This is a genomic window from Thiobaca trueperi (genome assembly GCF_004342175.1).
GTDB classification, from domain to species: domain Bacteria; phylum Pseudomonadota; class Gammaproteobacteria; order Chromatiales; family Chromatiaceae; genus Thiobaca; species Thiobaca trueperi.
In genome coordinates, this window is the sequence record NZ_SMAO01000002.1 from 295,499 (window position 1) to 320,507 (window position 25,009).

At 62.0% G+C, this 25,009-nt stretch carries 23 protein-coding genes; 15 read left to right on the plus strand and 8 right to left on the minus strand.

Annotated elements, in window-relative coordinates; all coding sequences use genetic code 11:
• Positions 1-9 precede the first annotated feature (9 nt).
• From nifA to draG, 11 genes are all read left to right on the plus strand, one after another.
• Complete coding sequence (gene nifA / locus EDC35_RS04460) at positions 10-1,590, plus strand: nif-specific transcriptional activator NifA (RefSeq protein WP_132976036.1); 1,581 nt, start codon at positions 10-12, stop codon at positions 1,588-1,590.
• A gap of 64 nt (positions 1,591-1,654) precedes the next feature.
• The gene (locus tag EDC35_RS04465; protein ID WP_132976037.1) at positions 1,655-2,317 is read left to right on the plus strand and encodes a CpsD/CapB family tyrosine-protein kinase; all 663 of its coding nucleotides are present in this window, start codon (positions 1,655-1,657) and stop codon (positions 2,315-2,317) included.
• A gap of 135 nt (positions 2,318-2,452) precedes the next feature.
• Positions 2,453-3,190 (plus strand): YveK family protein, encoded by a 738-nt coding sequence (locus tag EDC35_RS04470; RefSeq protein ID WP_132976038.1) that lies wholly within the window; start codon positions 2,453-2,455, stop codon positions 3,188-3,190.
• 303 nt (positions 3,191-3,493) lie between these two features.
• Entirely contained in the window at positions 3,494-5,002 is a 1,509-nt protein-coding gene (gene nifB / locus EDC35_RS04475) for a nitrogenase cofactor biosynthesis protein NifB (RefSeq protein WP_132976039.1), read from the plus strand.
• Positions 5,003-5,143: 141 nt separating this feature from the next.
• Complete coding sequence (locus tag EDC35_RS04480; protein WP_132976040.1) at positions 5,144-5,422, plus strand: 4Fe-4S dicluster domain-containing protein; 279 nt, start codon at positions 5,144-5,146, stop codon at positions 5,420-5,422.
• Between the two features lie 27 nt (positions 5,423-5,449).
• Positions 5,450-5,890, plus strand: coding sequence for an ArsC/Spx/MgsR family protein (locus tag EDC35_RS04485; protein ID WP_132976041.1), 441 nt, complete (start codon positions 5,450-5,452; stop codon positions 5,888-5,890).
• Positions 5,887-7,191: an FprA family A-type flavoprotein gene (locus EDC35_RS04490; RefSeq protein WP_132976042.1), complete on the plus strand. Its 1,305-nt coding sequence runs from the start codon at positions 5,887-5,889 to the stop codon at positions 7,189-7,191. Before EDC35_RS04485 ends, EDC35_RS04490 begins: the two co-directional genes overlap by 4 nt.
• 206 nt (positions 7,192-7,397) lie before the next feature.
• On the plus strand, positions 7,398-7,682 hold the full coding sequence (locus EDC35_RS04495; protein WP_014778533.1) for a 2Fe-2S iron-sulfur cluster-binding protein: 285 nt from the start codon (positions 7,398-7,400) through the stop codon (positions 7,680-7,682).
• A gap of 13 nt (positions 7,683-7,695) precedes the next feature.
• Positions 7,696-8,043 carry a 2Fe-2S iron-sulfur cluster-binding protein gene (locus tag EDC35_RS04500; protein ID WP_132976043.1) on the plus strand — a complete coding sequence of 116 codons (348 nt, stop codon included), beginning with the start codon at positions 7,696-7,698 and terminating at the stop codon, positions 8,041-8,043.
• Between the two features lie 4 nt (positions 8,044-8,047).
• A complete protein-coding gene (locus EDC35_RS04505) occupies positions 8,048-8,632 on the plus strand; it encodes a nitrogen fixation protein NifQ (protein WP_132976044.1) in 585 nt (194 codons plus the stop codon).
• Positions 8,607-9,542, plus strand: coding sequence for an ADP-ribosyl-[dinitrogen reductase] hydrolase (gene draG / locus EDC35_RS04510; protein WP_132976045.1), 936 nt, complete (start codon positions 8,607-8,609; stop codon positions 9,540-9,542). Before EDC35_RS04505 ends, draG begins: the two co-directional genes overlap by 26 nt.
• Before the next feature lie 82 nt (positions 9,543-9,624).
• On the opposite strand, the gene EDC35_RS04515 is transcribed toward draG, so the two are convergent.
• From EDC35_RS04515 to EDC35_RS04530, 4 genes are read right to left on the minus strand one after another with little or no spacing between them, the layout of a single operon-like run.
• Entirely contained in the window at positions 9,625-10,644 is a 1,020-nt protein-coding gene (locus EDC35_RS04515) for an acyltransferase family protein (protein ID WP_132976046.1), read from the minus strand.
• Between the two features lie 58 nt (positions 10,645-10,702).
• Positions 10,703-11,557, minus strand: a complete 855-nt coding sequence (locus EDC35_RS04520; protein WP_132976047.1) for an SIR2 family protein — start codon at positions 11,555-11,557, stop codon at positions 10,703-10,705.
• A 29-nt stretch (positions 11,558-11,586) separates the two neighbouring features.
• Entirely contained in the window at positions 11,587-11,769 is a 183-nt protein-coding gene (locus EDC35_RS04525; RefSeq protein ID WP_132976048.1) for a hypothetical protein, read from the minus strand.
• A gap of 47 nt (positions 11,770-11,816) precedes the next feature.
• Positions 11,817-13,730 (minus strand): DEAD/DEAH box helicase, encoded by a 1,914-nt coding sequence (locus EDC35_RS04530; protein WP_132976049.1) that lies wholly within the window; start codon positions 13,728-13,730, stop codon positions 11,817-11,819.
• A gap of 264 nt (positions 13,731-13,994) precedes the next feature.
• On the opposite strand from EDC35_RS04530, the gene EDC35_RS04535 reads away from it, so the two are divergent.
• The 4 genes from EDC35_RS04535 to EDC35_RS04550 all read left to right on the plus strand — a co-directional run bounded on the left by EDC35_RS04535 (position 13,995) and on the right by EDC35_RS04550 (position 19,434).
• Positions 13,995-15,326, plus strand: coding sequence for an ABC1 kinase family protein (locus EDC35_RS04535; RefSeq protein ID WP_132976050.1), 1,332 nt, complete (start codon positions 13,995-13,997; stop codon positions 15,324-15,326).
• 47 nt (positions 15,327-15,373) lie between these two features.
• Positions 15,374-17,074, plus strand: coding sequence for a cation:proton antiporter domain-containing protein (locus EDC35_RS04540; protein ID WP_132976051.1), 1,701 nt, complete (start codon positions 15,374-15,376; stop codon positions 17,072-17,074).
• A 101-nt stretch (positions 17,075-17,175) separates the two neighbouring features.
• Positions 17,176-17,841 carry a protein-L-isoaspartate O-methyltransferase family protein gene (locus EDC35_RS04545; protein ID WP_132976052.1) on the plus strand — a complete coding sequence of 222 codons (666 nt, stop codon included), beginning with the start codon at positions 17,176-17,178 and terminating at the stop codon, positions 17,839-17,841.
• A 45-nt stretch (positions 17,842-17,886) separates the two neighbouring features.
• Positions 17,887-19,434 carry a class I SAM-dependent methyltransferase gene (locus EDC35_RS04550; protein WP_132976053.1) on the plus strand — a complete coding sequence of 516 codons (1,548 nt, stop codon included), beginning with the start codon at positions 17,887-17,889 and terminating at the stop codon, positions 19,432-19,434.
• Here the strand turns inward: EDC35_RS04550 and EDC35_RS04555 are convergent.
• The 4 genes from EDC35_RS04555 to EDC35_RS04570 all read right to left on the minus strand — a co-directional run bounded on the left by EDC35_RS04555 (position 19,422) and on the right by EDC35_RS04570 (position 24,861).
• Positions 19,422-20,429 (minus strand): NAD-dependent epimerase, encoded by a 1,008-nt coding sequence (locus EDC35_RS04555; RefSeq protein ID WP_132976054.1) that lies wholly within the window; start codon positions 20,427-20,429, stop codon positions 19,422-19,424. The two genes, EDC35_RS04550 and EDC35_RS04555, sit on opposite strands and share 13 nt — an antisense overlap.
• A gap of 191 nt (positions 20,430-20,620) precedes the next feature.
• Positions 20,621-21,409 (minus strand): tRNA threonylcarbamoyladenosine dehydratase, encoded by a 789-nt coding sequence (locus EDC35_RS04560; protein ID WP_132976055.1) that lies wholly within the window; start codon positions 21,407-21,409, stop codon positions 20,621-20,623.
• Between the two features lie 102 nt (positions 21,410-21,511).
• On the minus strand, positions 21,512-22,810 hold the full coding sequence (locus EDC35_RS04565) for a BPSS1780 family membrane protein (RefSeq protein WP_132976056.1): 1,299 nt from the start codon (positions 22,808-22,810) through the stop codon (positions 21,512-21,514).
• An 83-nt stretch (positions 22,811-22,893) separates the two neighbouring features.
• Positions 22,894-24,861 carry a tetratricopeptide repeat protein gene (locus EDC35_RS04570; RefSeq protein WP_132976057.1) on the minus strand — a complete coding sequence of 656 codons (1,968 nt, stop codon included), beginning with the start codon at positions 24,859-24,861 and terminating at the stop codon, positions 22,894-22,896.
• Positions 24,862-25,009 lie beyond the last annotated feature (148 nt).

Consider the following 25,009-nt stretch of genomic DNA (forward strand, 5'->3'; position numbering starts at 1 on the left):
CCTGACTCCATGAATTCCACTGTCAATGACTTCGGCATGCCCGAAGAAAACCCGCGTCTGGCTCTGCTGGAATCCCAGCTTGCTGCGCTGTTCGAGGTAAGCAGCGTCCTCAGCCGTTCGCTCGATCTGCGTCAGACCCTGCGCGAGGTGCTCGGCGTGCTGCACGAACGTGTGCGTATGCGTCACGGACTCGTCTGTCTGCTTGATGAGGAGCGCGGCGAGCTGCTGGTCAGCGCGCTGCACGCCAGGGACGCCGCGCCCTTTGCCAAGATCAGCTATCAGCCGGGCGAGGGCGTCATGGGGCGCATCCTCTCCACCAACGAACCCTGGATCCTGCCCCGTGTCGCCGACGAGCCGCGTTTTCTCGACCGGTTGCACCTTTATGATCCCGAACTGCCGTTTATTGGCGTGCCGATCCGGGTCGGCGAAGAACAGGCGATCGGCGTCTTTGCCGCCCAGCCGCCGGCGGGCGACGAACTTCTTGCCGACCGTGCGCGCTTTCTCGAAATGGTCGCCAACCTCATCGGTCAGGCGGTGCGGCTCGCGCGCAGCGTCGAGGCCGAGCGCCAGGCGCTGCGCGAGGAACGCGACACCCTGCGGCGCGAGGTCAAGGGCACGCACGGCTTCGACAGCATCATCGGGCGCGCCGATGCGATGCGGCTGGTCTTCGAGCAGGTGCGTCAGGTCGCCAAATGGAACACCACGGTGCTGATTCGTGGCGAATCAGGCACCGGCAAGGAACTCATCGCCAACGCCATCCATTACAACTCGCCGCGCGCCCGTGCGCCCTTCGTCAAGCTCAACTGCGCGGCGCTGCCGGACAATCTGCTGGAATCCGAACTCTTCGGCCATGAGAAAGGCGCCTTCACCGGCGCCATCACCCAGCGCAAGGGTCGCTTCGAGCAGGCCGACAGCGGCACGCTCTTTCTCGACGAGATCGGGGAGATCACCCCGGCCTTTCAGGCGAAATTGCTGCGGGTGCTGCAGGAGGGCGAGTTTGAGCGGGTCGGTGGCGGGCGCACGCTCAAGGTCGATGTGCGCGTCATCGCCGCCACCAATCGCGATCTGGAGGCCGAGGTGCGTGCCGGGGAGTTTCGCGAGGATCTCTACTATCGTCTGAACGTGATGCCGATCCGCATGCCCGCACTGCGCGAGCGCATTGAGGATGTCCCGGATCTGGCGCGTTTCCTGGTCAACAAGGTCGCGCGCATGCAGGGTCGTGAACTCTCGATCACCGACAGCGCGCTGCGTGTCCTCATGCGTTACGACTGGCCGGGCAATGTGCGCGAGCTGGAAAACTGCATGGAACGGGCCGCCGTCATGAGCGAGCAGGGTGTCATTGATCGGGATGTCATCCAGCTCACCGGGATCGATGCGAATGCCGCCGGAGCGGATTGCGCCCCGTCAGCCGCCCCGGTCAGCAGTCAGATCGATTTCAATGATCCCGATCTGGGCGAGCGCGAGCGGGTCATCGCCGCGCTGGAGCAGGCCGGCTGGGTCCAGGCCAAGGCCGCGCGTCTGCTCAACATGACCCCGCGCCAGATCGCTTACCGGATCCAGACGCTCAATATCAGGATGCGCCAGTTCTGAAAAATTTTGACCATGGACGCCGGTTTTTATTATTCCGCAGTCTTGAATTGAGGTAATTGAAATCATGAACGATCTTGAAGCAAAACAGCGACAGGCTCTGGTACAGATTGCCGAGATCAAGCGGGTCTTGTGCGCGATTGAACATGCCCTGGAAAACAGGAGCCCGACCGCCGTGCTGATTACCAGCGCCTCGCATGGAGAAGGGAAGACCCTGTTTGCCTCGTCGCTTGCGGCAACCGCCGCCGGTATGGGCAGGCATCGGGTTGCCGTCCTTGATTTGAATTGGTACCGGCCTTCCATGCACCGCTTTTTCGGGCTCGAACTGATGCATCCCGTGCGGGCCATTGTCAATTCGAATCTAACGGACCTTGTTTTTTCGTCCGGCTCGAACGCCCCGGATGTCCTCTGCGCGCCAATCGACTATAACGACCATTCCGGCATGGATGGCGATATCTTCAATGTCGGCCTCAGCTTGATCGAACAGGCAAAAAATGCCTACGATCTGGTCATCGTCGACAGCGCCGCCATCTTTCCGACGAATCGGATGATGATGGATCCCGTGATGCTGTCGGGAATGGTTGATGGAGTGGCGATGGTGGTTCTGACCGGCGTGACTCCCAGACAGAAGATCAAAAAGGCGCACACCATTATGGAGATCGCCGGGGCGAATGTCCTTGGCGTGGTGACGAATCAATGGAAGATGAAGGATGGCCAATCATCAGGTTGAGGTGTCAGGCGCATCAGATCGGGCGCCGTATTCTTCGGCCCGTACTTCGGGCAGTGCGGGCCGGGTGCGACAGGATCAGGCTGGTCATCCGCTCTTACTGTGACCCGGCAATTCTTTCGATGAATGAGGCTAAAAATGATTTTTTATCTAAAACGGTATTTCGCAGCATTATGGTTGCGCCGGAAATGGATGGTGCTGGTATTCGCGCCGCTGTTCATTTATCTTGTTTTTGCCGCGCTGCGTGACGACAGTTTTATCATCACGCAGGATTTTTCTTATGCGGGAGAGGTTGCGGTCTCGGCGTCCAATAATCCGGCCGCAACCATCACGCTCGACGCCCTGGTGTCGGATCAGGATCTGCTTTTTCTCGACGCTTTTGCTCTGGCGCAATTACAAAAAAGACTGGAATTGATGAAGGAAGGGGCTGGCATTCCAGCAGAAAGCGAACTGCGCCGGCTGGTCCATTCGGTTCTGAGCCTGACGCGCGAGTCCGACTCAATCATTCGTTTGAGCTATCATGGTCAGAATGCTGAACTGGGTGGCGCGCTGGTTGCCTTCTATACTGAAAGGCTGTTGAAGAGAGTCGATGATGGCCGGGTGCGTGTCCGGTCTGATACGGGTTCGTCCGCATCGACACTCAATACATCCGGTGGGATGGTGATGAATGGAATGAATGCCTTATGGAATCCGGATCGATTAGTGCCGGCCTCGGTTGTTTTTTTCATTGCATTGCTGGGTCTCATGCTGCTTGTTGGCCTGTTTGAGCTGCTGGATCCGTCTTTCAAATCCGAGCGACAAATTGCCAGGTATCTCGGTTTGCCTGTTCTGGGGGCGATCCCCAATGCTGAACCATTGATGCGGAATCTCAAGTAGCAGACATTGCGCGCATCCCGAGCATTATTCCGGACCCTTGAATCCCCCGGCATGACAGGGGTGGTTCGAGGGACCGGTTCCCGCTGATCAGCCGCCCGTCCACCGCCCGATCTGTGTCGATTCGGACAAACCGCTGTCCTTTCTTCTGTCGCGATTCTCACAAGACGCTTTGTTCCTGGCTGAAAAAGGCTTTTCAGTCAGCCGATTAAGCTTGATTTAAAATTAGGCACGACCTTTGCATTTCCTGTCACCAGACTGATCGATTCACCGGGGCGGCGCCCCCGATTTTCTGGAGGCAGTGTGATGGCATTGACGATCGTGAGCCAGAGCGGAGGAGCGGCGGGCGGCTGCGCGTCGAGCGGTTGCGGAAGCAGCACCGACCGGCTGGCCCATCTTCCGGAAGCGATTCGCGCGAAGGTCAACAACCACCCCTGCTTTTCGGAAGACGCGCACCATCATTATGCGCGGATGCATGTGGCGGTGGCACCGGCCTGCAACATCCAGTGTCATTACTGCAACCGCAAATACGACTGTTCCAACGAGTCGCGTCCTGGCGTGGTGTCCGAGGTGCTGACCCCGGATCAGGCAGTCAAGAAAGTCATGGCGGTCGCCGCGACCATCCCGCAGATGACGGTGCTCGGCATCGCCGGCCCCGGCGATCCGCTGGCCAATCCGGAACGCACGCTGGAGACCTTCCGTCAGCTCTCCGCCAAGGCGCCCGACATCAAGCTCTGTGTCTCGACCAACGGGCTCGCCCTGCCAGCCGTGGTCGATGAGCTGTGCCAGCACAACATTGAGCACGTCACCATCACCATCAACTGCGTCGATCCCGACGTGGGCGCCAAGATTTATCCCTGGATCTTTTGGAACAACCGCCGCATCAAGGGCCGCAAAGCCGCCGAAATCCTGATCGAACAGCAGCAGAAAGGGCTGGAGATGCTGGTCGCGCGCGGGGTGTTGGTCAAGGTCAATTCGGTGCTGATTCCGGGCGTGAACGATGAACATCTGAAGGAAGTCAGCCGCGTCGTCAAGGCGAAGGGCGCGTTCCTGCATAACGTCATGCCGCTGATCGCCGAGGCCGAGCACGGCACCTTTTACGGGATCATGGGCCAGCGCGGCCCGACGACCGACGAACTCCAGCGGCTTCAGGATGCCTGTGCCGGGGACATGGCGATGATGCGTCACTGTCGCCAGTGCCGGGCCGACGCGGTTGGCATGCTGGGCGAGGATCGCGGACATGAGTTCACGCTCGACAGGATCGAGCATCTGGAGATCGATTACGCCGCCGCCATGGCGCGTCGCGCCGAGGTCCACGCGGCCATTGAGGCCAACCGCGCGGCGCAGCGTCGGCAGAGTGGCGAAGCCTTTGTCTCGCTAGCCTCGCTCACGCGCAGGCTTCCTGCAAAGCCTGAATCCCGTCCGGTGCTGATGGCGGTCGCGAGCACAGGCGGCGGTGTCGTCAATCAGCATTTCGGGCATGCCCGCGAGTTCCTGATCTATGAGGCCACTGCGCAGGATGTGCGTTTCATTGGGGCGCGCAAGGTGGATCTCTATTGCACGGGAGATGAGACTTGCGGCGAGGCCGAAACCAGTCTCCAGAAAACCATCCGCACCCTTGCGGGTTGTGAAGTGGTGCTCTGCGCCCGGATCGGCTATGAGCCCTGGGGTCAGTTGGAAGCAGCCGGCATCCTGCCGAATGGCGAGCATGCGCTGGAGCCGATCGAAGAGGCCGTCACCGCCGTCTATCGTGAGATGCAGGAATCCGGCCGGCTGGACCAGTCAGCGCCTGCACAGCAGCGTCTATCGGCCTGAGGTGATTGCCGGGAATCGCATTAGACAGGATGAACAGGATTTCTCAAGATTGACAGGAAAACAAGGCATTCATCAATCCTGTCCATCCTGAATCATCCTGTTAATCCTGTCCATTCAGAGTCATCCAGTGGAGCCAAGCCAATGGCATTCAAGATCATCGAGGGTTGTGTCAATTGCTGGGCCTGCGAGCCGCTCTGTCCGAGCCAGGCCATCACCGCCGGCACGCCGCATTTTGTGATTGATGCGAAAAAATGCACCGAATGTGATGGTGCCTTCGCCGAGCCGCAGTGCGCCAGTATCTGTCCGGTCGAAGGGGTTATTCTCGACGGTCTGGGCGTGCCGGTGAATCCGCCCGGCTCATTGACCGGTATTCCGCCTGAACGCATGGCAGCGGCCATGGCGGAGATTCGGGCACGGTAATGGACAGGATTAACAGGATTTCTCAAGATGAACAGATCGGTGATCTTCTACGAAAAGCCAGGCTGCATCTCCAACGGCAGGCAGAAGGCGCTGCTACGCTCGCTTGGCCATGATCTGAGTGTGCGCAACCTGCTCGTCGAGAGCTGGACGACCGAGCGTCTGCGTCCCTTCTTCGGCGATCTGCCGGTACGCGACTGGTTCAATCCGACCGCGCCCCGGATCAAGCAGGGTGAGGTGAGGCCGGATGCCCTGGACGAGTCAACCGCGCTGGCCCTGATGATGAGCGATCCGCTCCTGATCCGACGTCCCTTGATCGAATCCGAATTCGGGTGCGGCTGCGGTTTCGCGTCCGGCCCGCTGCTCGATGCGCTCGGCGTGCGGTTGACGCCGGATCAGGATCTCCAGTCCTGCTCCCAGACGGGCAGCGATCCGACATGCGATCTCCCTGCCGAGCCGGTCTCGACATGAACGCCGCCGTTGCAGCCGATTCCACCTCTGAACTCGTCAGACCGGGCGAGGCATTGGAGGTCGCGCCCGGCGTGCACTGGATCGGCGCGCTGGATCCGACCCTGCGCACCTTCGACATCATCCTGCGCACCGCCAACGGCACGACCTATAACGCCTATCTGGTGCGTGGCACGGAGGGCGTTGCGGTCATCGACACGGTCAAGGCCGGATTCGCCGATGATTTCTTTGCGCGGCTGGAGTCGGTCGCCCGGTATGACGAGATCCGCGTCATCGTCCTCAATCATCTGGAGCCGGATCACAGTGGCGCGCTGCCCGAGCTGATGCGCCGCGCGCCTCAGGCCCGGCTCTACATTTCGACCCGCGCGACCTCCATGCTGAAGGCGCTGCTGAAGCCGAACGAGGACGAGCGCCCCTTTGAATACCAGACGGTCGGCACCGGCGATGCGGTCTCGCTCGGCGACCGCACCCTACGTTTTCTGCACACGCCCTTTCTGCACTGGCCGGATACGCAATGCACCTATCTGGTCGAGGAAGGCGTGCTCTTCTCCGGCGATGTCTTCGGCTGCCATCACTGCGACAGCCGGCTGTTCAACGACCGCTGCGGCGATTTCCGCTTCGCCTTCGATTACTACTACGCCCACATCATGCGGCCTTTCAAGACGCATGTGATGAAGGCGCTGAGTCTGATCGAACCGCTGCCGCTCAAGCTGGTTGCGCCGACCCACGGTCCCATCCTGCGTGATCGCCCGCGCCGTTACCTGACCCGCTACCGCGAACTCTCCAGCGCCAGTTTCACCGAGCGGCTCGACGACACGCACAAGACCCTGCTCATCTTCTACATGAGCTCCTACGGCAACACCGCGCGCATGGCCGAGGCGATCCGCGATGGGGCTGAGGAGACCGCCGGGGTGCGGGTCTCGCTCTACGATCTGGAGGGCGGCGAGCTGGCGCCCTTCGTGGATCTGATCGAGTCCGCCGATGCGCTGGCGCTGGGCTCGCCCACGATCAATGGGGATGCGGTCAAGCCGATCTGGGATCTGCTGTCGTCACTGGCGGTGATCGACCTCAAGGGCAAGCTGGGCGCCGCCTTCGGCTCCTACGGCTGGACCGGCGAGGCGGTGCGCATGATCGAGGACCGGATGCGCGGGCTCAAGATGCGTGTGCCGGTCGCGGGTCTGCGCATCAAACTCATCCCGACCGAGGCGGAACTCGACGACTGCCGGGCCTTCGGGCGTGCCTTGGCGGCGGCCATGACCGGCGCAGACGCGGGCCAGACGACGGAGCTTGCGGATCTGGCCTGAGGATTTGAATTCAGACAGGATTAACAGGATTCGCAGGATTAAAAATCCGTAAAACAACGATTTAAAAAATCCTGTTAATCCTGTCAAAAAACAGGCTCATCGGAGAAGCACTGTTTTTGGCGTCCTTTGCGCCGTTGCGGTTCAAAGCGATTTTTTAACTGATCGACAACTGATCGATAAACCAGTGAACTTAGGAGTCTGACACCATGGCGAAAGCCAAAATTACCTTTACAGATATCGACCAGACGGTCAACGTCCCGGCCGGGACGCGGGTCATCGAGGTTTCCGAGAAGATCGGTGCGGGCATCATCTACGGTTGCCGCGAGGGCGACTGCGGCACCTGCATGATGCATGTCGAGGAAGGCTGGAACAATCTGACCGAACCCTCCGTGTTGGAGGAAAAAGTGCTGCGCGAAAACATGGCCAGCCGTCACGACCGGCTCGCCTGTCAGGCGCAGATCCTCGGCGACTGTCGCGTCAAGCCGGCTTAAGGGGAAAGAGAACATGGCACTCGTGACCTTTTCAAACCCTGAATACAAGGACAAGACCGTTTACGCCGTGGCTGGAAGCCATACTGAAACCCTGCTCAAGCTCGCCAAGGAGCACAAGGTCCCGGTCCATCATGACTGTCAGGACGGTGAGTGCGGCAACTGCGTGGTGCGCGTGACCAGCGTCGATAACAAGCCGAGCATGGGCTATCACCTGACCGACAAGGAAATCACCGTGCTGCGTCATCTGGGCAAGCTAACCAAGGACGATATCGATCGGCTGGCGGTCGATGACATGCCGAGCGAATGGCGTCTGGCCTGTCAGATGATCGTGCGCGACGAAGACATCCTCGTGGAGTACTGATGCCATGTCCGCCCTGGCTCTTGACCTGAGACACGAAGCTGAACATGTCTTCGCCCGGTTGATGGTTCGCGCAGCCGGGGCGGGCAATGACCGTGCCTTCGCGAGCATGATCGCGACCCGCGCCACCGGAGGCGGTGCGCTGCCAGCCTGGCTCGGACTGACGGTCGCCGATTTTCATGGCCTCATGGCCCATCATTTTCCCGGCGTCTCACCGGACGTGCTCTCCGCCATCGATGGTGGGACGCCGCTTACCCTCGCCCGTCTTGATGAGCGCGAAGAGCTGGTCGCGCTGATGCTGACGCATCGTGCCGGCGAGTCGCCTTCCGAGATCTGGATGGCCCACACGGTCGCTGCCGGCTGCATGGCGAACGATCATCTGTGGCACGATCTGGGACTCTGGAGCCGCAGCGAACTGACGGCGCTCATGGGACGCAATTTCCCGTCTCTGGCGGCCCGGAATACGTTTGACATGAAGTGGAAACGCTTTCTCTACAAGCAGTTGTGCGAAATTGAAGGGATTCACGCCTGTCGCGCGCCATCCTGCGAGGTCTGTGTTGATTACCATGTTTGTTTTGGATCCGAGGACTGAATTCACGGCGGTCGAGACGGTGGCGGAAACGCTTTTGACTCGCGCGACCGGTGCCTATCTGGGACTCGCCGTCGGCGACGCGCTGGGGGCGACGGTCGAGTTCATGACGCCGCGCGAGATCCGCGAACAGTACGGCGAACATCGTGACATCCTCGGCGGCGGCTGGCTGCGGCTGCGCAGGGGTCGCGTCACCGACGATACCGAAATGGCCCTGGCGCTCGGGCGCAGCATCCTGACTGCCGGGCGGGTCGAGGCTGGCGCGGTCGCGGAAGCCTTCAGCGAGTGGATGCGCAGCAAGCCAGTCGATATCGGCCACACCGTTCGGCGCGGGATCAGTCTCTATCGGCACACTGGCGTCACCGAGATGCCGGAGAACGACTACGATGCCGGCAACGGTGCCTGTATGCGCGCTCTGCCCATCGCCCTCCATACCCTGGGCGCCGATCCATCCACTGTGGACGCCGCCAACCGGATCCAGGCGCATGTCACGCATCATTCTTCGCTATCCGACGCTGGCACCCTGACCGTCATCCGCATGGTGCAAACGGCGTTGCTCGGCGGCAGCCGTGACCATCTGCGTGAACTGACCGAGAGGCTGGTCAGCGAAGAGGGTCGCTATCGCTATGACGGACGGCGCATGGAAAATCCCAGCGCTTATCTGGTCGAGACCCTGCATGCCGTGTTTCAGGCGCTCTTCGCGACCGACAGCTTCGAGACGGCATTAATCGATGTGGTCAATCGTGGCGGTGACGCTGATACCACGGGGGCCATTCTCGGCATGATCGCTGGCGCTTTTTATGGCGTGGAGGCGATACCCAAACGCTGGCTGAACGCACTGGATAAAGACGCTGCCAGCGCCTGCCGGATGCAGGCAAGCGAATTACTGCGGACCGCGCCCGGTGTGATCTGAGTCCAGGCGCGCCTGCTTGAAGACCGGGCACCTGTGATCCGGCGAGTCAGTGTTGTGGTAGGCAAACGATGAGATTTTGTGGTCACGACCATTTCCGCGCGATGCCTCGTCCGAATTCGCGCGCGGGTTTTTCGATCAGATGATGGGCAAGGGCCGACAACACCAGAACGGCGCTCGCGCAAAGCAGATAAGCGACTGGTCCTGGTATCGAGATGCCTGTGCTTTCATGGATTCTGAGAATCAGCGTATGAAAGAGATAGACGCCATAACTCAGATTACCAAGTAAGGCGGCAGCGAGAATAAAAAGGGCGTTTTGCCCGCGAATGAGCGTCAGCAAGCCAAAAAGAATGAGTCCGTAGCTGACTGCGCACAGAAAGCTGAAATAAGCCCGCAGCCAGAGATTCTTATTGATGCCCTGGTCGCCTTGATCAATGAAAAAAAGACCGAGCCCTGTCCAGAGCAGCAGTCCGCCAGCCAGCACGGCAAGTGACCAATGCCGGCTCGCGGTCAGTCCGAATCGTTGATATGACCAATAAATCACCACTCCGACCAGGAATTCGATCAGAATGCCGGGGATATGAATTTTCAGGATGCCAAGGAAATTTGGCTCAGGTATCGAGAAAGGGGTTGCGCCGGCGATGATGGTGAAGCGAATGATGAGAAAAAGAGCCAGGATCCACCAGAGCCCCGCCACGTATCGCACCACAATCCAGGCCAGGATTGGCAGCAGCAGATAATATTCGATTTCGACTGGCAGACTCCAATAGGCAGGGTTGAAGAAAAAGGCTTCCTGCGCAGAACTGGTTGTGCCTAGAAACAGCAAATGTTTGACGAAATAAAGCGGTTTGTCGGGATGATCCGGCGTGATCAGAAAATAGAGTAGCAACGAAAAAAGGTAGAGCGGGTAAATACGAAACAGTCGTTTGATCAAATAGGGCTTGATCGGAAAGGATCCGGCGAAGATGGCCGGGCCAAAGACAAATCCGCTGATTACAAAAAAGAGATCGACCCCTGTCCACAGAAACTGCAACAGGGATGGGCTGGGTGTCATGAGGTGAGAATAGTGAGACGTTAAAACCATCCAGGCGGCGATGCCGCGCATCAACTCGATGATGGGGTTCAGAGTCTATCTCTCCCGGATCATGGTTTGCCTGGCGCCATTATGGCCCTAAAGCGTCAGCCATGTCAGCCGCAGCGAGCAGGTCCGGGATGTCCGCTTCGATGATCTCAATCCCTTTTTTCCGGCAGAAACGGCGCTCCTTGTCGGTCGGCTCGGGGATCAGTGCCCAGCCTGTCGGCGAGCCGGCGCCGAAGACGATGTCCGACATCACCATGCGTTCGGTGTCGCGGCGCAGACTGAGGCCGAGAAAGAGATAGCGTTTGCCCGGACGATAGGTCTTGAGGAATGACGGAATCGCGAAACCGCCCATGAGTTCGGTGATGTAGTCCACATAATCGGCATCGGAGGCGATATAGGTGGCATCCGGACGTGGGCTGCCCATCGGCTTGAACAGGACCGGAAGGCTTGGATCCACTTCTTCCTGATTCACCTCGTGATAGGCGGTCCCGTCGTAGGCATGAATCCGAAACCGGTAATCCGTACCGCCGGTGCGGGCGATGCCGCGCACCAGGGTGTGCGGGATGTCGGCGTAGGAATCCTGAAGCTGGGTGTCGCGGTTGATATCGATCACATAGGCCGGTCGGAGCGCTTTGAGCCAGTCGTGAAGGGATGAGCGGGTCCAGACGCGCTGGCCGTAGGTCGTCTCCAGAAAACGGTGGACCGCGTTGCGTCCGCGCTTGAGTTCCACATTCATGGCGGCGCGCGGAAACTCCCACATCAGTCGTTTCGACATGGGTTTGCCGCCATTCATGGCGAGGATGAGACTGTCGCTGTCGGCGGGGATGGCTTCGCCATTGACCGGATCGATGACACCGGCGAGCGCGCCGGGGCCGAGATAGGGAACCAGCGCCCCACGGGCGAGGTCGGCGGCGAGCGTTGTGAGTTGGACTGACATCTTTGTTTTATCTCTGAGCGAATCGTTCGTCAGGAATAATCAGCAAAGATCAAGCCAAGGCGTGCCGGGGCGGATGACGACTCGTTCGATCCATCATCCTGATATTCAAAGAGTGCTTGAACCGCAAAGGCGCGAAGAACGCAAAGCTCTGTTTTTTCTTTGAGTCCTTTGCGCCTTTGCGGTTCAGATACTGGAACCTGCTGCCAGTCCATCGCCCCCGGTCTGTCGCAAAGGCGACAAGCCGGGTGGATGGCGTCACTCAATCGCGCGGTTTGCGACTGGGTCCGCGATCATTGCGGAAACCCTTGACATCCTTGCTCGGCGGACCACGACGCGGGCCTGATCCATCCCCGATCTGGCGGCGCACGCCTGCTGGGCGCGCTGGCTTATCCTGTCCGGATGCCTGGTTGAATCTCGGCGCAGGCGCGTCCCGGCGCGGCTCCCAGGCCGATCGCGGGGCGCCATCGGCGGGCGAGAGACGCAGCGCCTGACCGCGCACGAAAACGCGCTTGAGATGATTGACGATCTCCGGGGGCATACCCTTGGGCAGATCGACGATGGAATGATCGTCCTGGATGTCGATGCGACCGATATAACGGCCTTCGAGCCCGGCTTCGTTGGCGATGGCGCCGACGATCTCGCGCGGGGTCGCGCCATGCCGGTGACCGACCTCGATCCGGTAGCTGGCCAGATCGCCCTGATCGCGGCCCGGACCACGCTCCTGACGCGGGCGGCTCTCGTCACGTTCCGGACGTGGCCGACTCTCGCCGCGATCCCGCTCACGACTGCGGCTGTCGTTGCGCGGCGGGCGCTCGGCAGACCATTCGCGCCGGGGCGGGGGCGGCGGATCGGCCTTGACGTTCAGCGGCCGTTCACGCTGATTCAGATAGGCGAGCGCAGCAGCGATGTCCATCATCTCGATCTCCTGCTCCTGACCGATGCGGGCCAGCAGACGATAGAAGAAATCGAGATCCTGTTCGCTCATCGTCTTGCGGATTTCCGCAATAAAGCGGTCGATGCGCGATTCGCTCAGGGCGGCGGCGGAGGGCGGTTCCATCGCCGGGACATCGCGGCGGATGGTGCGCTCAATGGCGCGCAGCAGACCGCGCTCGCGCGGTTCGACCAGCAGAATGGCGCGTCCGGCACGCCCCGCGCGTCCGGTGCGCCCGATGCGATGCACATAAGCGGAGGGGTCGGTCGGGATGTCGTAGTTGACGACATGGCTGAGACGCTCGACATCCAGCCCGCGCGCAGCCACGTCGGTGGCGACCAGGATGTCCAACTGGCCCTGCTTGAGACGCTCGACGGTGCGCTCGCGCATTTCCTGATTCATGTCGCCGTTCAGCGGCTCGGCGGCAAAGCCGTGGGCCTTGAGCTTGTCCGCGAGTTCGGTGGTGGCGTTCTTGGTGCGCACGAAGATCAGCATGCCGTCGAACGGCTCCAGTTCCAGGATGCGCGTGAGGATGTCGAGCTTGTGGAAGCGGGTGACGATGCAATGATGCTGGTCAATGGTATCGACGGTCTCGGAATTCGAGACGATGCGGATCTCGACCGGATCGACCAGACGATCCTGGGCGACACGACGGATGGCCGGCGGCATGGTGGCCGAGAAGAGTGCGACCTGGCGTTCTTTCGGGGCCTGGTCGAAGATCCAGTCGATATCTTCCGCGAAGCCCATGTTGAGCATCTCGTCGGCTTCGTCGAGAACCAGCGCCTTGATGCCGTCGAGCGCCAGGGTGCCGCGCCGGATGTGGTCCATCACCCGCCCCGGCGTGCCGACGATCACCTGCGGATTGCGCTTGAGCTGACTGAGCTGAAGTCCGTAGCCCTGTCCGCCATAGATGGGCAGGATGTGGAATCCGGGGATATTTTTGGCGTAGCCCTGAAAGGCCTCGGCGACCTGGAGCGCCAGTTCGCGGGTCGGGGTCAGCACCAGAATCTGGGGCTGTCTGAGCTCGGGATCGATGCGGCTGAGGAGCGGCAGGGCAAAGGCGGCGGTCTTGCCGGTGCCGGTCTGTGCCTGACCCAAAAGGTCGCGGCCGGCAATCAGGTGCGGGATGCACTGGCTTTGAATCGCGGTCGGGGTTTCATAACCGAGATCGATGACGGTTTGCGCAATCACGGGCGCAAGACCGAGTTCGCTGAAACCGATACTCGTGTCGGGGGTGTCCATAGTGGGGCCTCACAGAGAGAAGGGCGCGCCTGGGGGCGGCCAGTGGGCCATCCCAGGTGAAGACTCGCAGAAGTAACCGAGTATTATGGACTCAGCGACCACTAACAGCAATCGTGGATTTTAACAAGCCCTCATCCGCCTCTGATCCATGAGCCTTTATCCGCCGCCGGGCTTGCCTTTCTGCATGGTCATCGCCATCTGCGTCGCTCATTTCGTGGTTCATTTTCCGCCCGCCCCGACAGCGATCACTCAGGACGCCACCCCATGTCAAAATCCACCCCACCCAAAGGAATCGCCGTGCCCAGCGGGCGGTTGAACCGTCTCTGGCATCTGGGGCGCGCGACCGGCGATCTGGCGGCGGGAATCGGTTTCAAGGGACTCGTCGAGATGGTCCGCCAGCGCGGTGGCGCAGAGTCTGCTCGCATCCAGCTTTCGCCCGAGCAGACGCGCCGCTTCGCCGACCGGCTGGCGCGGATGCGCGGCGCGGTGATGAAGATGGGGCAGCTCATGTCGATGGACGGCTCCGACATCTTCACCCCGGAAGCCGCCGAGATCATGAGCGGGCTGCGCGACCGCGCCGCGCCCATGCCGATGAGCCAGCTTGCACAGGTGCTGGAGAACGAATATGGCGCCGACTGGGATCGCGCCTTCCGGCGCTTCGAGTTCAGCCCCATCGCCTCGGCCTCCATCGGTCAGGTGCATCGGGCCGAGACCCGCGACGGACGGCGGCTTGCGCTCAAGATCCAGTTTCCGGGGGTGCGCGAGAGCATCGACAGCGATCTCTATAATCTGTCGCTGCTGATCCGCACCCTGGGCATGGCGCCGGCGGGGGTGGACATCGCGCCCTTTCTCGGCGAGGCCCGTCGTCAGCTCCACCGCGAGGCGGACTATGGGGCTGAGGCCGAGGCGCTGGACGCCTATCGCGTCTGGGTCGGGGATGATCCCGATTTCTTCATTCCGGGCGTCCACCGCGATCTGTCCACCCGCAATATCCTCGCCATGGATTTCGCGGATGGAGTGCCGGTGGACCGGCTGGCCGAACCCGACTACCGGCGCGCCGAGCGGGATCGCGCGGCGACCCTGCTGATGCGACTGACGCTGCGCGAGCTGTTCGAGTTCGCCCTGGTCCAGACCGATCCGAATTTCGCCAATTATCTCTATGACGCCGCGAGCGGGCGTATCGTGCTGCTGGACTTCGGAGCGACCCGCTCAGTCTCCCCGGGGCTGGTCGGGCAGTACCGGCAACTGGCTCAGGCCGCCATCGCCAGTGATCGCGCGGGTCTGCGCGCGGCGTCGATCGCCATTGGCTACATGGGCGCAGACGACCCGACCGAGCAGGTCGAGGCCATGCTCGATCTGCTGCAACTCTCCGCCGAACCGCTGCGCACACCCGGTCATTACGATTTCGCCGTCTCGGACCTCTTCGAGCGGGTCTATCGCCAGGGTCGCGCGCTCTTCCATTCCGGTGCCTTCAGCACCGCGCCGGCTGCCGAGACGCTTTTCCTGCACCGTAAATTCATGGGCTCTTTCATGCTCTCCCGCCGGCTGCGCGCGCGGGTCGATCTGGCGACCATGGCGCAGTCCTGTCTGGCCTAGCGCGTCCGGCGTTCTGCCGGTGGCGAAGTTTGGTAAAGTTCCGCGCCATGGAACTCAACAGCTTCGTTTTTTCAGCCATCATCCTGCTCACGGCGGCGGCCATCTCCGTGGCGCTGTTCAAGCATCTGGGGCTGGGTTCCATCCTCGGTCTGCTGGTGGCCGGCATCGCCGTCGGCCCCCATTCGCCGGGGCCTTATGTCACCACCCATGTCGAGGATGTGCGTGATTTCACCGAGCTGGGCGTGGTGCTGCTGCTTTTTCTGATCGGTCTGGAGATGCAGCCCAAACGGCTGTGGGCGCTGCGGCGCGAGGTCTTCGGTCTGGGCAGCGCGCAGATCCTGCTCTGCGGCGGGGCCATTGCGGCCTATATCCATTTTTATCAATCATCCTGGCAGGCGTCTCTGCTCATCGGTCTGACGCTGGCGCTCTCGTCCACTGCGCTGGTGATGCAGTTGCTGCACGAGCGTGGCGACATCGCCACCCGTCATGGCAATGCCACCTTTGCCATTCTCCTGATGCAGGATCTGGCCGTGGTGCCGCTGCTGGCCGTGGTGCCGCTCCTGTCCAAGCTGGGGCCGCAATCCGCAATGGTTCCGCTTGGTCAACAGACCCTGATCGTGTTCGGCATGGTGGGTCTGGTCGTGCTGTCCGGGCGCTATGTGGTTCCTTTTGCGCTGGAGCGTCTGCTGCGCCAGAACAACCGCGAGGCCTTCGCCCTGGTTGTTCTGCTCGCCGTCTTTCTCGCTGCCGGGGCCATGCACAAGGCCGGTCTGTCGATGGCTCTGGGCGGCTTTCTGATGGGCATGCTGCTCTCGACCTCGCGTTTCAGCTTTCAGATCCAGGCCCATATCGAACCCTTCAAAGGGCTCTTGATGAGCCTCTTTTTCGTTGCGGTCGGCATGTCCATCGATCTCCCGGCCATCGCCGCACAGCCCCTGCTGCTGGCCCAGCATGTGGCGGTGATTCTCACCATCAAACTGGTGCTGTTGTTTCTCATCGCGCTGGTTTTCGGCCTGCCGCGCGGGGTCGCCACCCGGGTCGCCTTTCTGCTCGCTCAGAATGGCGAATTCGGCTTCGTCCTCTTCGGCTCGGCCAAACTCATGGGGGTGATCGATGAGGCCACCTTCGTGATTGCCGTCAGCGTGATTTCGGTCAGCATGCTGCTGACGCCCCTGCTGGTTCGTGCTGGCGATGCCTTGGCGCGCCGGATCGAGCGACGGGCGACGACGCCCATGTCATTCGACTATGAAGCGACCGGCATCCCGCCCAAAGGCAGGGTCGTGGTCGCCGGTTACGGACGGGTGGGACACACCATCGCCACCCTACTCGAAGTCAACCAGATCCCGTACATCGCCTTCGACACCAATCCGGCGCATGTCGAGCGCGGCGAACGCGACGGGCGGGCGGTCTATTACGGCGACATCGGCGATCTGGAACTCATCGCCGCCGCACAGGTCGGCAGCGCCGCGCTCGTCATTCTCACCATCGATCATGGATCGACCGCGCTACGTGCCGTCTCGCACATCCGCGCCGCCTATCCGCATGTCCCGGTCATTGCCCGCGCCCGCGATCTGGAAGCCTGCGGCAGTCTGATCCGCGCCGGTGCGACCCGCGCCTATCCGGAGGCTATCGAGAGCAGTCTGCGTCTGGGCGCCGAGGCGCTCCAGATGCTCGGCGTGCCCACTGACGACGTCGATTCGCTGTTGCAGGGCGTGCGCAGCCGGGGTTACATGCAGGTGGCGGAGTAGATGGACGCTTCACATCAAACTGAAGAATTGCCGTCTGAACCCAAACTCAGTAGGCTTCTTGACTGCCAAAAATAAAAGACCAATCGGGGGACACCGCCAAGATGGAAAGCAGCATTGATTGCGCACGCTTCAACATGGTTCAGCAGCAGATTCGTCCGTGGGACATGCTGGATGACCGCGTTCTGGACATCATGGCCGACATTCCGCGTGAAGCCTTCGTGCCTGACGCCTATCGCGGGCTGGCCTATGCCGACATTGAGATCCCGCTCAACGCGACGGTCTGCATGCTCGCGCCCAAAATCGTCGGTCGGCTGTTGCAGGCGCTCGACGTGCGGCCTGGCGACCGGATTCTGGAGATCGGCACCGGTTCCGGCTATGTCACCGCCTGTCTGAGCCGGCTCGGCGCCCGGATCATCAGCATCGAGATCGATACGGATCTGGCGGATGAGGCCCGCGCCCGCTTTGCGGCGTTCAAGCTCGAATGGATCGAGGTCCGCGACGGCGACGGTCTGACCGGCCCGGTCCAGGGCGGCCCCTTCGACGCCATCCTGCTCACCGGCTCCATGCCGACCGACGCCGCGCTGCCCATGCTCCAGGAGCAACTGACCACCGGCGGTCGTCTGGTCTGTGTGCTTGGTGAAGCGCCCGCCATGAGCGCCGTCCGTGTCAACCGTCTGGCTGGCGACCGGTTCCACCGTGAAGCGCTGTTCGAGACCTGTGTGCCGCCGCTTGAGAAGGCGCAGGAGCCTGAGCGGTTTGTGTTTTAAAGTTGTCATCCGGCATCGCCCATACACCGCATAACGGAAAACATCATGACTGACTGGACCGCCGGCTATGTGGCCGACATCGGTTATACCTATGGCTATTACACCGAGCTGAATCCGCTCCGGCTGAAACTGGCTTTTCTCAATGCCGGACTGATTTTTCCAGGTGTTGGCACCGCCTGTGAACTCGGTTTCGGACAAGGCATGAGCGTGAATCTGCATGCGGCGGGCAGCGCGGTGAGCTGGTATGGCACCGATTTCAATCCCGCGCAGGCCGGCTTTGCGCAGGAACTGGCCCGAGTGACTAACGCTGGTGCACAGCTTTTCGATCAGTCTTTTGCCGAATTCTGTGTGCGCGAGGAGTTGCCCGAGTTCGATTTCATCGGGCTGCATGGCATCTGGAGCTGGATTTCGGACGAGAACCGCGCGGTTATCGTCGATTTCGTGCGGCGCAAACTGAAAGTGGGTGGCGTCTTCTATATCAGCTACAACACCCAGCCGGGCTGGGCGGCGATGGTGCCGATGCGCGACCTGCTCACCGAGCACGCCCGCGTACTGGGGGCCGAAGGTCAGGGCATCGTCAGCCGGATCGATGCCGCCATCGACTTCGCCGAACGCCTGCTGGCGACCAACGCAGGCTATGGCCGCGCCAACCCGCAGGTAGCCGAGCGAATCAAAAAGATCAAGGAACAGAACCGCAACTATCTGGCCCATGAGTATTTCAACCGCGACTGGGAGCCGATGGCCTTCGCCAGAATGGCTGACTGGCTGGCCCCGGCGAAGCTCGGCTTTGCCTGTTCGGCGCACTATCTCGATCAGATCGATGCCGTCAATCTGACCGCCGAGCAACAGGCGCTGCTGAAAGACATCCCGGATGCAATGTTCCGTCAGACCGCGCGCGACTTCATGGTCAATCAACAGTTCCGCCGCGATTACTGGGTCAAGGGCGCGCGCCAGATGAATCCGCTGGAGCAGGCCGAGGCACTGCGCGCGCTGCGGCTGGTGCTTGTGCAACCGCGCGCTGACGTGGCGCTGAAGGTCACCGGCAGCCTGGGCGAGGCGAATCTGCAGGAGGCGGTTTACAAACCTATCCTCGACACTTTGAGTGACCACAAGGTCAGGACACTGGGCCAGATCGAACAGGTGGTGCGGGAGCAGGGAATCAATTTTGTCCAGTTGGTGCAGGCGGTCGTGGTGCTGGCCGGCGCTGGCGCACTGTCCGGCGCGCAGGATGAGCATCTGATCGGCCCGGCCCGCAAGCAGACTGACCGCCTCAACCAGCATCTGATGAACAAATCGCGTGGCAGCAATGAGTTGAGCTATCTGGTCAGTCCGGTGACCGGTGGCGGCATCGCCGTCCCGCGCTTTCAGCAGCTCTATCTGCTCGCCCGCACGCAGGGTCACAAACAGCCAGCCGACTGGGCGCAATTCGTCTGGCAGATCCTCGCCACGCAGGGGCAGCGGATCATCAAGGACGGCAGCACACTGGAGCGCCCCGAAGACAATCTGGCTGAATTGACCGCACAGGCCAGCGACTTCGCCGAGAAGCAGTTACCACTCTTCAGGGCGCTGCAAATCGAGCCTCAAACCCGATAGAAATCGCGATACCACGCGACGAACCGCGCCACGCCCTCGGCCACGGGGGTAGCGGGCCGATAGCCGGTATCCCGCGTCAGGTCGCTGACATCGGCGAAGGTGTCGGGCACATCGCCGGGTTGCAGCGGCAGCAGGGTCATCTCGGCCTTTTTGCCCAGACACTGTTCCAGCACGCCGATGTATTCCATCAGCTCGACCGGGTTGTTGTTGCCGATGTTGTAGAGCTTGTAGGGCGCGAGACTGGTCGCGGCGTCGGGCGCGGCGCCTGACCAGTGCGGATTGCCTGCGGGCACCTGATCCAGCACCCGGATGATACCTTCGACGATGTCATCGATATAGGTGAAGTCGCGCCGGTGTTTGCCGTAATTGAAGACCTCGATGGGTTCGCCCGCGAGGATGGCGCGGGTGAACTTGAAGAGCGCCATGTCCGGGCGTCCCCAGGGGCCATAGACAGTGAAGAAACGCAGCCCGGTGGTCGGCAGCCGGTAGAGATGGCTGTAGGTGTGCGCCATCAGCTCGTTGGCCTTTTTGCTCGCGGCATAGAGGCTGACCGGGTGATCGACATTGTGATGGACCGAAAAGGGCATCTCGGTATTGGCGCCATAGACCGAGCTGCTGGAGGCGTAGACCAGATTCCCGACCCCGTGATGCCGGCAGGCCTCCAGGATATTGGCGAAGCCGACCAGATTGGTCCGCACATAGGCCATCGGATTCTCGATGGAGTAACGCACCCCGGCCTGCGCCGCGAGATTGACCACCCGCTCGGGACGATGTTCAGCGAAGACCGCATGCAGCCGTTCGGTATCCTCGATATCGACCCGCAGATCCAGATAGCGCGGATGCTCTACCGTGCGGGCAAGCCGCGCCTGTTTGAGGCTGACATCGTAATAATCGTTGAGATTATCGATCCCGATCACCGTATCGCCCCGTTCCAGGAGACGCAGCGACAGGGCCGAGCCGATGAAACCGGCGCTGCCGGTGACGAGGACTTTCATGAGATCTCCGGTGAGGTAAAACGGAAATTTTGAACCGCAAAGGCGCAAGGATTACGCAGGATGTGGAGGTTTAATTATCCCATTATTATCCAGCCGCGAATGCAGCGAAAATGTTAACGCTTGCGGGTCTTTGCATCCTTCGCGCCTTTGCGGTTCAAAATGCCGGATCAGATCAAGGCTGAATGCTGGGATCAAACGATGACCCCCATCGCCCGCGCAGCGGCAAACAGCCCCATGCTGGCGGTGACGGTGATCACTGAGCCGAAGCCGGCGCAGTTGAGTCCGGCAGGTCCGGGCCGTGGCAGGTCGCAGATGGTAGCGGCTGGCGGGACGCACAGCGGCTCGATGGAAAACACTGCCTCAATGCCGAACCGCTTTTTGGGGTCGCGGGTAAAGCCGTGGCTCTTGCGGAGCTGGTTGCGCACGCGCGCCAGCAGCGGATCCTGGATCGTGCGTGACAGGTCGTCGATGCGGATCCGGGTCGGGTCGCGCTGTCCGCCCGCTGCGCCGCAGGTCACAACCGGTATGCCGGTTTGGTGACAGAAGGCGATCATCGCCACCTTGGCGCGCACTGAATCGATGGCATCGATCACGGCGTCGAACCCCGCGTTGAGCCGTTCGGCGACGTTCTCCGGCGTGACGAAATCGTCGATTACCGTCACCATGCAGGCGGGATGGTAGCTGGCGATACGCTCGCGCATGGCCTCCACCTTGGCCTGCCCGAGCGTCGCGTCGGTGGCCTGAATCTGGCGGTTGATATTGGATTCGGCGACATGGTCCAGGTCGATCAGGGTCAGATGTCCGACGCCGCTGCGCGCCAGTCCTTCCGCCGCCCAGGAGCCGACGCCGCCGATCCCGACGATACAGACATGCGCCGCCGCCAGCCGGGCGCGACCGTCCTCGCCATGGAGTCGGGCGATGCCGCCGAAACGGCGGCGATCATCGGGGTTGTGTTGGGTTTCGGCGCGGATGGTTGGCATGGAGCGGAAAGACGATTGAGCGGGAGATGAGGGCAGCCAAAAAGGGCTGCCATGTCGATGGGGTCCGTCGGGCGTCGTCACGACGCCCGGTCGGTTGGCTTCTCAGCGATAAAAGATGTCCCGGTAAGCCAGATAGACGGCAATGGTCAGGAGCGGCATGACGACGAGCAGGCCGAGCATCAGGGGCAGCGCGCCGACCAAGATCATCACCAGGGCAATGAGCCCGAAGACCAGGAAGGGCAGGAGATTCTTCAGACAGGCCATGAAGCTGAGTTTGAAGGATTGCAGCACGGGCACGTCGTTGAGTGCGACCAGCAGCGGGGCGAAGAACATGGCCATCGCCAGGGGGATGCTCAACAGCATGGCGACCAGGACGGGCAGGGCGAAGGCCGGGCCCATCATGGCGAAGGAGTCGATGGTCTCCGGGTCAAGGGTGTTCCGATCCAGCATGGCCGCGTCCATCGCCATGCCGCCGGACGCCAGCATCGCCATGAAGAGACCGAAGATGACCAGTCCGATGCCGATGGCAAAGAGCAGATAGGCCAGACCCACCAGGGCCAGCGGGCCGGGGCGGGTGGCGAAGCCGGCAAAGAGATGGCTGACCGCGAAACCCTCGCCGCGAAACTGGAGATGCGCGCCGATCATGAGCCCGGCAGTGAGCATGGGGCCGATGACGGTGGTCGCGAGTCCGCCGATCAGGGGCACCAGACTCAGCACGATCAGGATCAGATAGCACAGCAGTACCATGCCGATCCAGGCGCCGGGACGGTCTTTGAACAGGGGCCAGGCCTCGGCGATCCAGCCCCAGCCGCGCCCGGCGGGAACGGAGCGGGGCGGGTGCAGGGTGTCTTCCGCATCGAGGGCGGGGCGTACCGGATCCGCTGGCGCGTGCGCGTTGCGATTACCGGCGGGCTGTGAGCCGGTTGTTGCGGCACCGCCGCGATTTGCCAGATAGCGTTCGACCACGATCCCGCATGCCTGGCAGACCCCGGTGAGTTCGGAGACCTCGGCGGCGCCGCATTTTGGACAGCGGGTCCAGCCGCTGCCGGGGGCCAGGTGGGGCGGTTCGGCGGAGGCGTCTTGACGCCGCGAAGGTGTGGCCGGAAGGGGGCTGGACAAGGCGGAATGGGGGCCGAGCAGTGACTCTGACTCCCGCGTACCGGAGGCGTCCTGGGGTTCGATGGCTGCCACCAGGCCGACCGCCGTCAGCGCCGCCTGATAGCGTTCGGCAGCGGCGGCGTCGAGGTTCTGCTTGAGGATGCGACCGCCACCCTGCTGGATCAGCTCGTGGGCGGTTTTCTCCGGCATGCGGAATTTTTCGGTCAGGCGGCGCGCGACGGTCTGCGGTTCCTGACCCGGAATCAGCGTGCCGGAGAAGCGGATGCGATATAGCGAATCCATGAAGCGGCCCTCTTTGCGGATGGAACTGTAGGGGCGATTTAAATCGCCCCTACAAGACTTTCGGCTTTGGATGCGGTTCAGTTTCAGGCGCTGAAGCGTTTCAGCCAGGCCAGAATGCCTGGCTCGGATTCCCAGACATCGCGCATGGCCTCGCGATACAGCCAGGCCTGATCGTCGCCGCCGGGCGTCATGCCGAGCGGACTCAGACGGGGTTGCTTGATGCGCTTGCGGGTCAGATAGTGGGGGATGCGCGGCAGACGGTGAACGGCGGTGTTCAGCACCAGACGCGCCCGCTCCTCCCGGCCCAGTCGGTAGAGCGCCAGCACCTCGCCATAGGCCAGATCGGCGAGCAGATCGTCCGGGAAGCGGCGCGCCAGCGCCAGCGCCTTTTCATCCTCGCCGTCGCGCAGATAGTGGTTCATGAGCTCGGCCCGCGCGCCGTGGTTGTCCTGCGGGTTGAGACGCAGCAGGGTTTCCAGGGTCTGAACGGCGCCTTTGGGCTGACCTTCCTGGACCTGGCACAGATAGCGGCGGAACAGCAGACGCAGGACCGGGCGGTTGGTCGCGGCTGACCAGGGGAGATAATGATCTGCGTCTGGCGGCAGTGTCTGATGCAGGATCGACCAGGCACGTTCCAGGATGGGCCGCAGCAGGGCATGCGCGATCCAGGGCAGGGCGCTTTCGGGATGTTCGTAGAGTGCGGTGGCCAGATCGTCGAGCACCTCCAGGCTGTCGGCAACCTCCGGGTGTTCAAGCAGATAATCCAGCCAGTCGGGCTCGCTCCAGACATCCGCACCATCGGCCAGGGTGAGATGGGTCGAATGTGGCTTGGCGGCTGGATACAGGGTCTGCCAGAGCGATTCGATCCGCCGGATGGCTGTCGGCAGACGCAATTCGGCGGGGATGCCATGAACCAGACCGCCGCTGAGCGCGCCTGTCGGCGCCTGAACACCTGCGTGCCTGCGTCCGCCAGCCGTTGCATCGGGACGATGCGTCTCGGCTGTCTGGCGGTGTCGCGCGACATCCCGCAGCGGGTTGACGCCATAAGCCGGCAGCGGGCGGGAGGCGATGACGGCCATCCAGTCGTGCAGATCCACCAGAACCGGATCCAGCGCATCGACGTTGCTGTTGACCATCGCGCTCTGGGGATCGACGATGGCGCTCTCCAGAAACTCCATGAAGCCTTCTTCCCGGAACCCCAGACGGCGGAAACGATGCAGCCAGAAGCGTGCCCGCTCGCGGGCCAGTGCATCCTTGTGCTGGGCCGCCAGCAGGGTGATTTCCAGCAGGGCGGTGCTCGGATTGTCGGGGTCGCTGCGCAGGGCGGCGGTGAAGGCGGCCTCGGCCTGAACGAAATCGCCCTCATCGATATGAATGGTGCTGCGCCGCTGCCAGGCGGCGGCTTGCAGTGCGCGGCTGCCTTCGGTGCAGACGCGATCAAGAAAGACGAGTTTTTTGCGCCAGTGGTCGAGCCGGTCGTAGGCGTCGCAGAGGATGTCGAGGGCGGGTTCGAAGCGTTCGTCCAGGGTCTCCAGCGCCCCGGCAAAGAGCGGCTCCAGCAGGGCGACCGCGCGTCCGGGTCGATCCGCGTCCATCCAGCGGTCGGCGATTTTCGCCAGCAGCGGGCCGGGGATGACGTTCAGCGTCAGCGCCTCGCGCAGGCTCGGCTCGGGGATCTCGTCGAGCAGCACCTCCCAGATGAGTTCGCTGGAGAGTTCGGGCATGTCGTCGAGATTGGCGCAGCAGTCGCGGTGACGCAGACCTGAACCACAGGGACAGAGCGCGGTGGGCGCGGGCGGCGCGATGGGCAGCGGCTGGAAGGCGTTGCCCGGCTGAGGCGTGGCGTTCCAGATGACGGTGCCGAGCAGGGTGGCGAGCCGCTGGATTTCGAACTCGTCGAGATAGGCGTCGGACAGTCCCAGGAGATCCGGGATCGTGGCCCGCGCCCAGTCCAGGAATTGCACCGGATCGGGCGCGGCCAGGATCTGTCTCACCGATTGCAGGATGACCTGCTCGAAATGCTCGGTGTCGGTGGTGTCGTGTTGCGGCATGGCGGGTTTCTCCGCGCGAATGAGACATGGCCGGGAAACCGTCAGTCTCCATCGGATCCAGGGTCAGCGATGACCCTTTGCAGAACTCATCGTGGCGGCTGCGATCCGAAGGATCAAGCGATTCAGCTCCGACCTTGCAAACATTGGC

What these genes read in the sequence shown, in the direction of transcription:
- EDC35_RS04505 (WP_132976044.1), top strand. Translation starts at nt 8,048, where the DNA reads ATGTCCGCCCTGGCTCTTGACCTGAGACACGAAGCTGAACATGTCTTC.
- EDC35_RS04550 (WP_132976053.1), top strand. Translation starts at nt 17,887, where the DNA reads ATGACTGACTGGACCGCCGGCTATGTGGCCGACATCGGTTATACCTAT.
- draG (WP_132976045.1), top strand. Translation starts at nt 8,607, where the DNA reads ATGTTTGTTTTGGATCCGAGGACTGAATTCACGGCGGTCGAGACGGTG.
- EDC35_RS04480 (WP_132976040.1), top strand. Translation starts at nt 5,144, where the DNA reads ATGGCATTCAAGATCATCGAGGGTTGTGTCAATTGCTGGGCCTGCGAG.
- EDC35_RS04465 (WP_132976037.1), top strand. Translation starts at nt 1,655, where the DNA reads ATGAACGATCTTGAAGCAAAACAGCGACAGGCTCTGGTACAGATTGCC.
- EDC35_RS04540 (WP_132976051.1), top strand. Translation starts at nt 15,374, where the DNA reads ATGGAACTCAACAGCTTCGTTTTTTCAGCCATCATCCTGCTCACGGCG.
- EDC35_RS04565 (WP_132976056.1), bottom strand. Translation starts at nt 22,810, where the DNA reads ATGGATTCGCTATATCGCATCCGCTTCTCCGGCACGCTGATTCCGGGT.
- EDC35_RS04500 (WP_132976043.1), top strand. Translation starts at nt 7,696, where the DNA reads ATGGCACTCGTGACCTTTTCAAACCCTGAATACAAGGACAAGACCGTT.
- EDC35_RS04525 (WP_132976048.1), bottom strand. Translation starts at nt 11,769, where the DNA reads ATGGACTGGCAGCAGGTTCCAGTATCTGAACCGCAAAGGCGCAAAGGA.
- nifB (WP_132976039.1), top strand. Translation starts at nt 3,494, where the DNA reads ATGGCATTGACGATCGTGAGCCAGAGCGGAGGAGCGGCGGGCGGCTGC.
- EDC35_RS04545 (WP_132976052.1), top strand. Translation starts at nt 17,176, where the DNA reads ATGGAAAGCAGCATTGATTGCGCACGCTTCAACATGGTTCAGCAGCAG.
- EDC35_RS04570 (WP_132976057.1), bottom strand. Translation starts at nt 24,861, where the DNA reads ATGCCGCAACACGACACCACCGACACCGAGCATTTCGAGCAGGTCATC.
- EDC35_RS04520 (WP_132976047.1), bottom strand. Translation starts at nt 11,557, where the DNA reads ATGTCAGTCCAACTCACAACGCTCGCCGCCGACCTCGCCCGTGGGGCG.
- nifA (WP_132976036.1), top strand. Translation starts at nt 10, where the DNA reads ATGAATTCCACTGTCAATGACTTCGGCATGCCCGAAGAAAACCCGCGT.
- EDC35_RS04490 (WP_132976042.1), top strand. Translation starts at nt 5,887, where the DNA reads ATGAACGCCGCCGTTGCAGCCGATTCCACCTCTGAACTCGTCAGACCG.
- EDC35_RS04495 (WP_014778533.1), top strand. Translation starts at nt 7,398, where the DNA reads ATGGCGAAAGCCAAAATTACCTTTACAGATATCGACCAGACGGTCAAC.
- EDC35_RS04530 (WP_132976049.1), bottom strand. Translation starts at nt 13,730, where the DNA reads ATGGACACCCCCGACACGAGTATCGGTTTCAGCGAACTCGGTCTTGCG.
- EDC35_RS04555 (WP_132976054.1), bottom strand. Translation starts at nt 20,429, where the DNA reads ATGAAAGTCCTCGTCACCGGCAGCGCCGGTTTCATCGGCTCGGCCCTG.
- EDC35_RS04535 (WP_132976050.1), top strand. Translation starts at nt 13,995, where the DNA reads ATGTCAAAATCCACCCCACCCAAAGGAATCGCCGTGCCCAGCGGGCGG.
- EDC35_RS04485 (WP_132976041.1), top strand. Translation starts at nt 5,450, where the DNA reads ATGAACAGATCGGTGATCTTCTACGAAAAGCCAGGCTGCATCTCCAAC.
- EDC35_RS04515 (WP_132976046.1), bottom strand. Translation starts at nt 10,644, where the DNA reads ATGCGCGGCATCGCCGCCTGGATGGTTTTAACGTCTCACTATTCTCAC.
- EDC35_RS04470 (WP_132976038.1), top strand. Translation starts at nt 2,453, where the DNA reads ATGATTTTTTATCTAAAACGGTATTTCGCAGCATTATGGTTGCGCCGG.
- EDC35_RS04560 (WP_132976055.1), bottom strand. Translation starts at nt 21,409, where the DNA reads ATGCCAACCATCCGCGCCGAAACCCAACACAACCCCGATGATCGCCGC.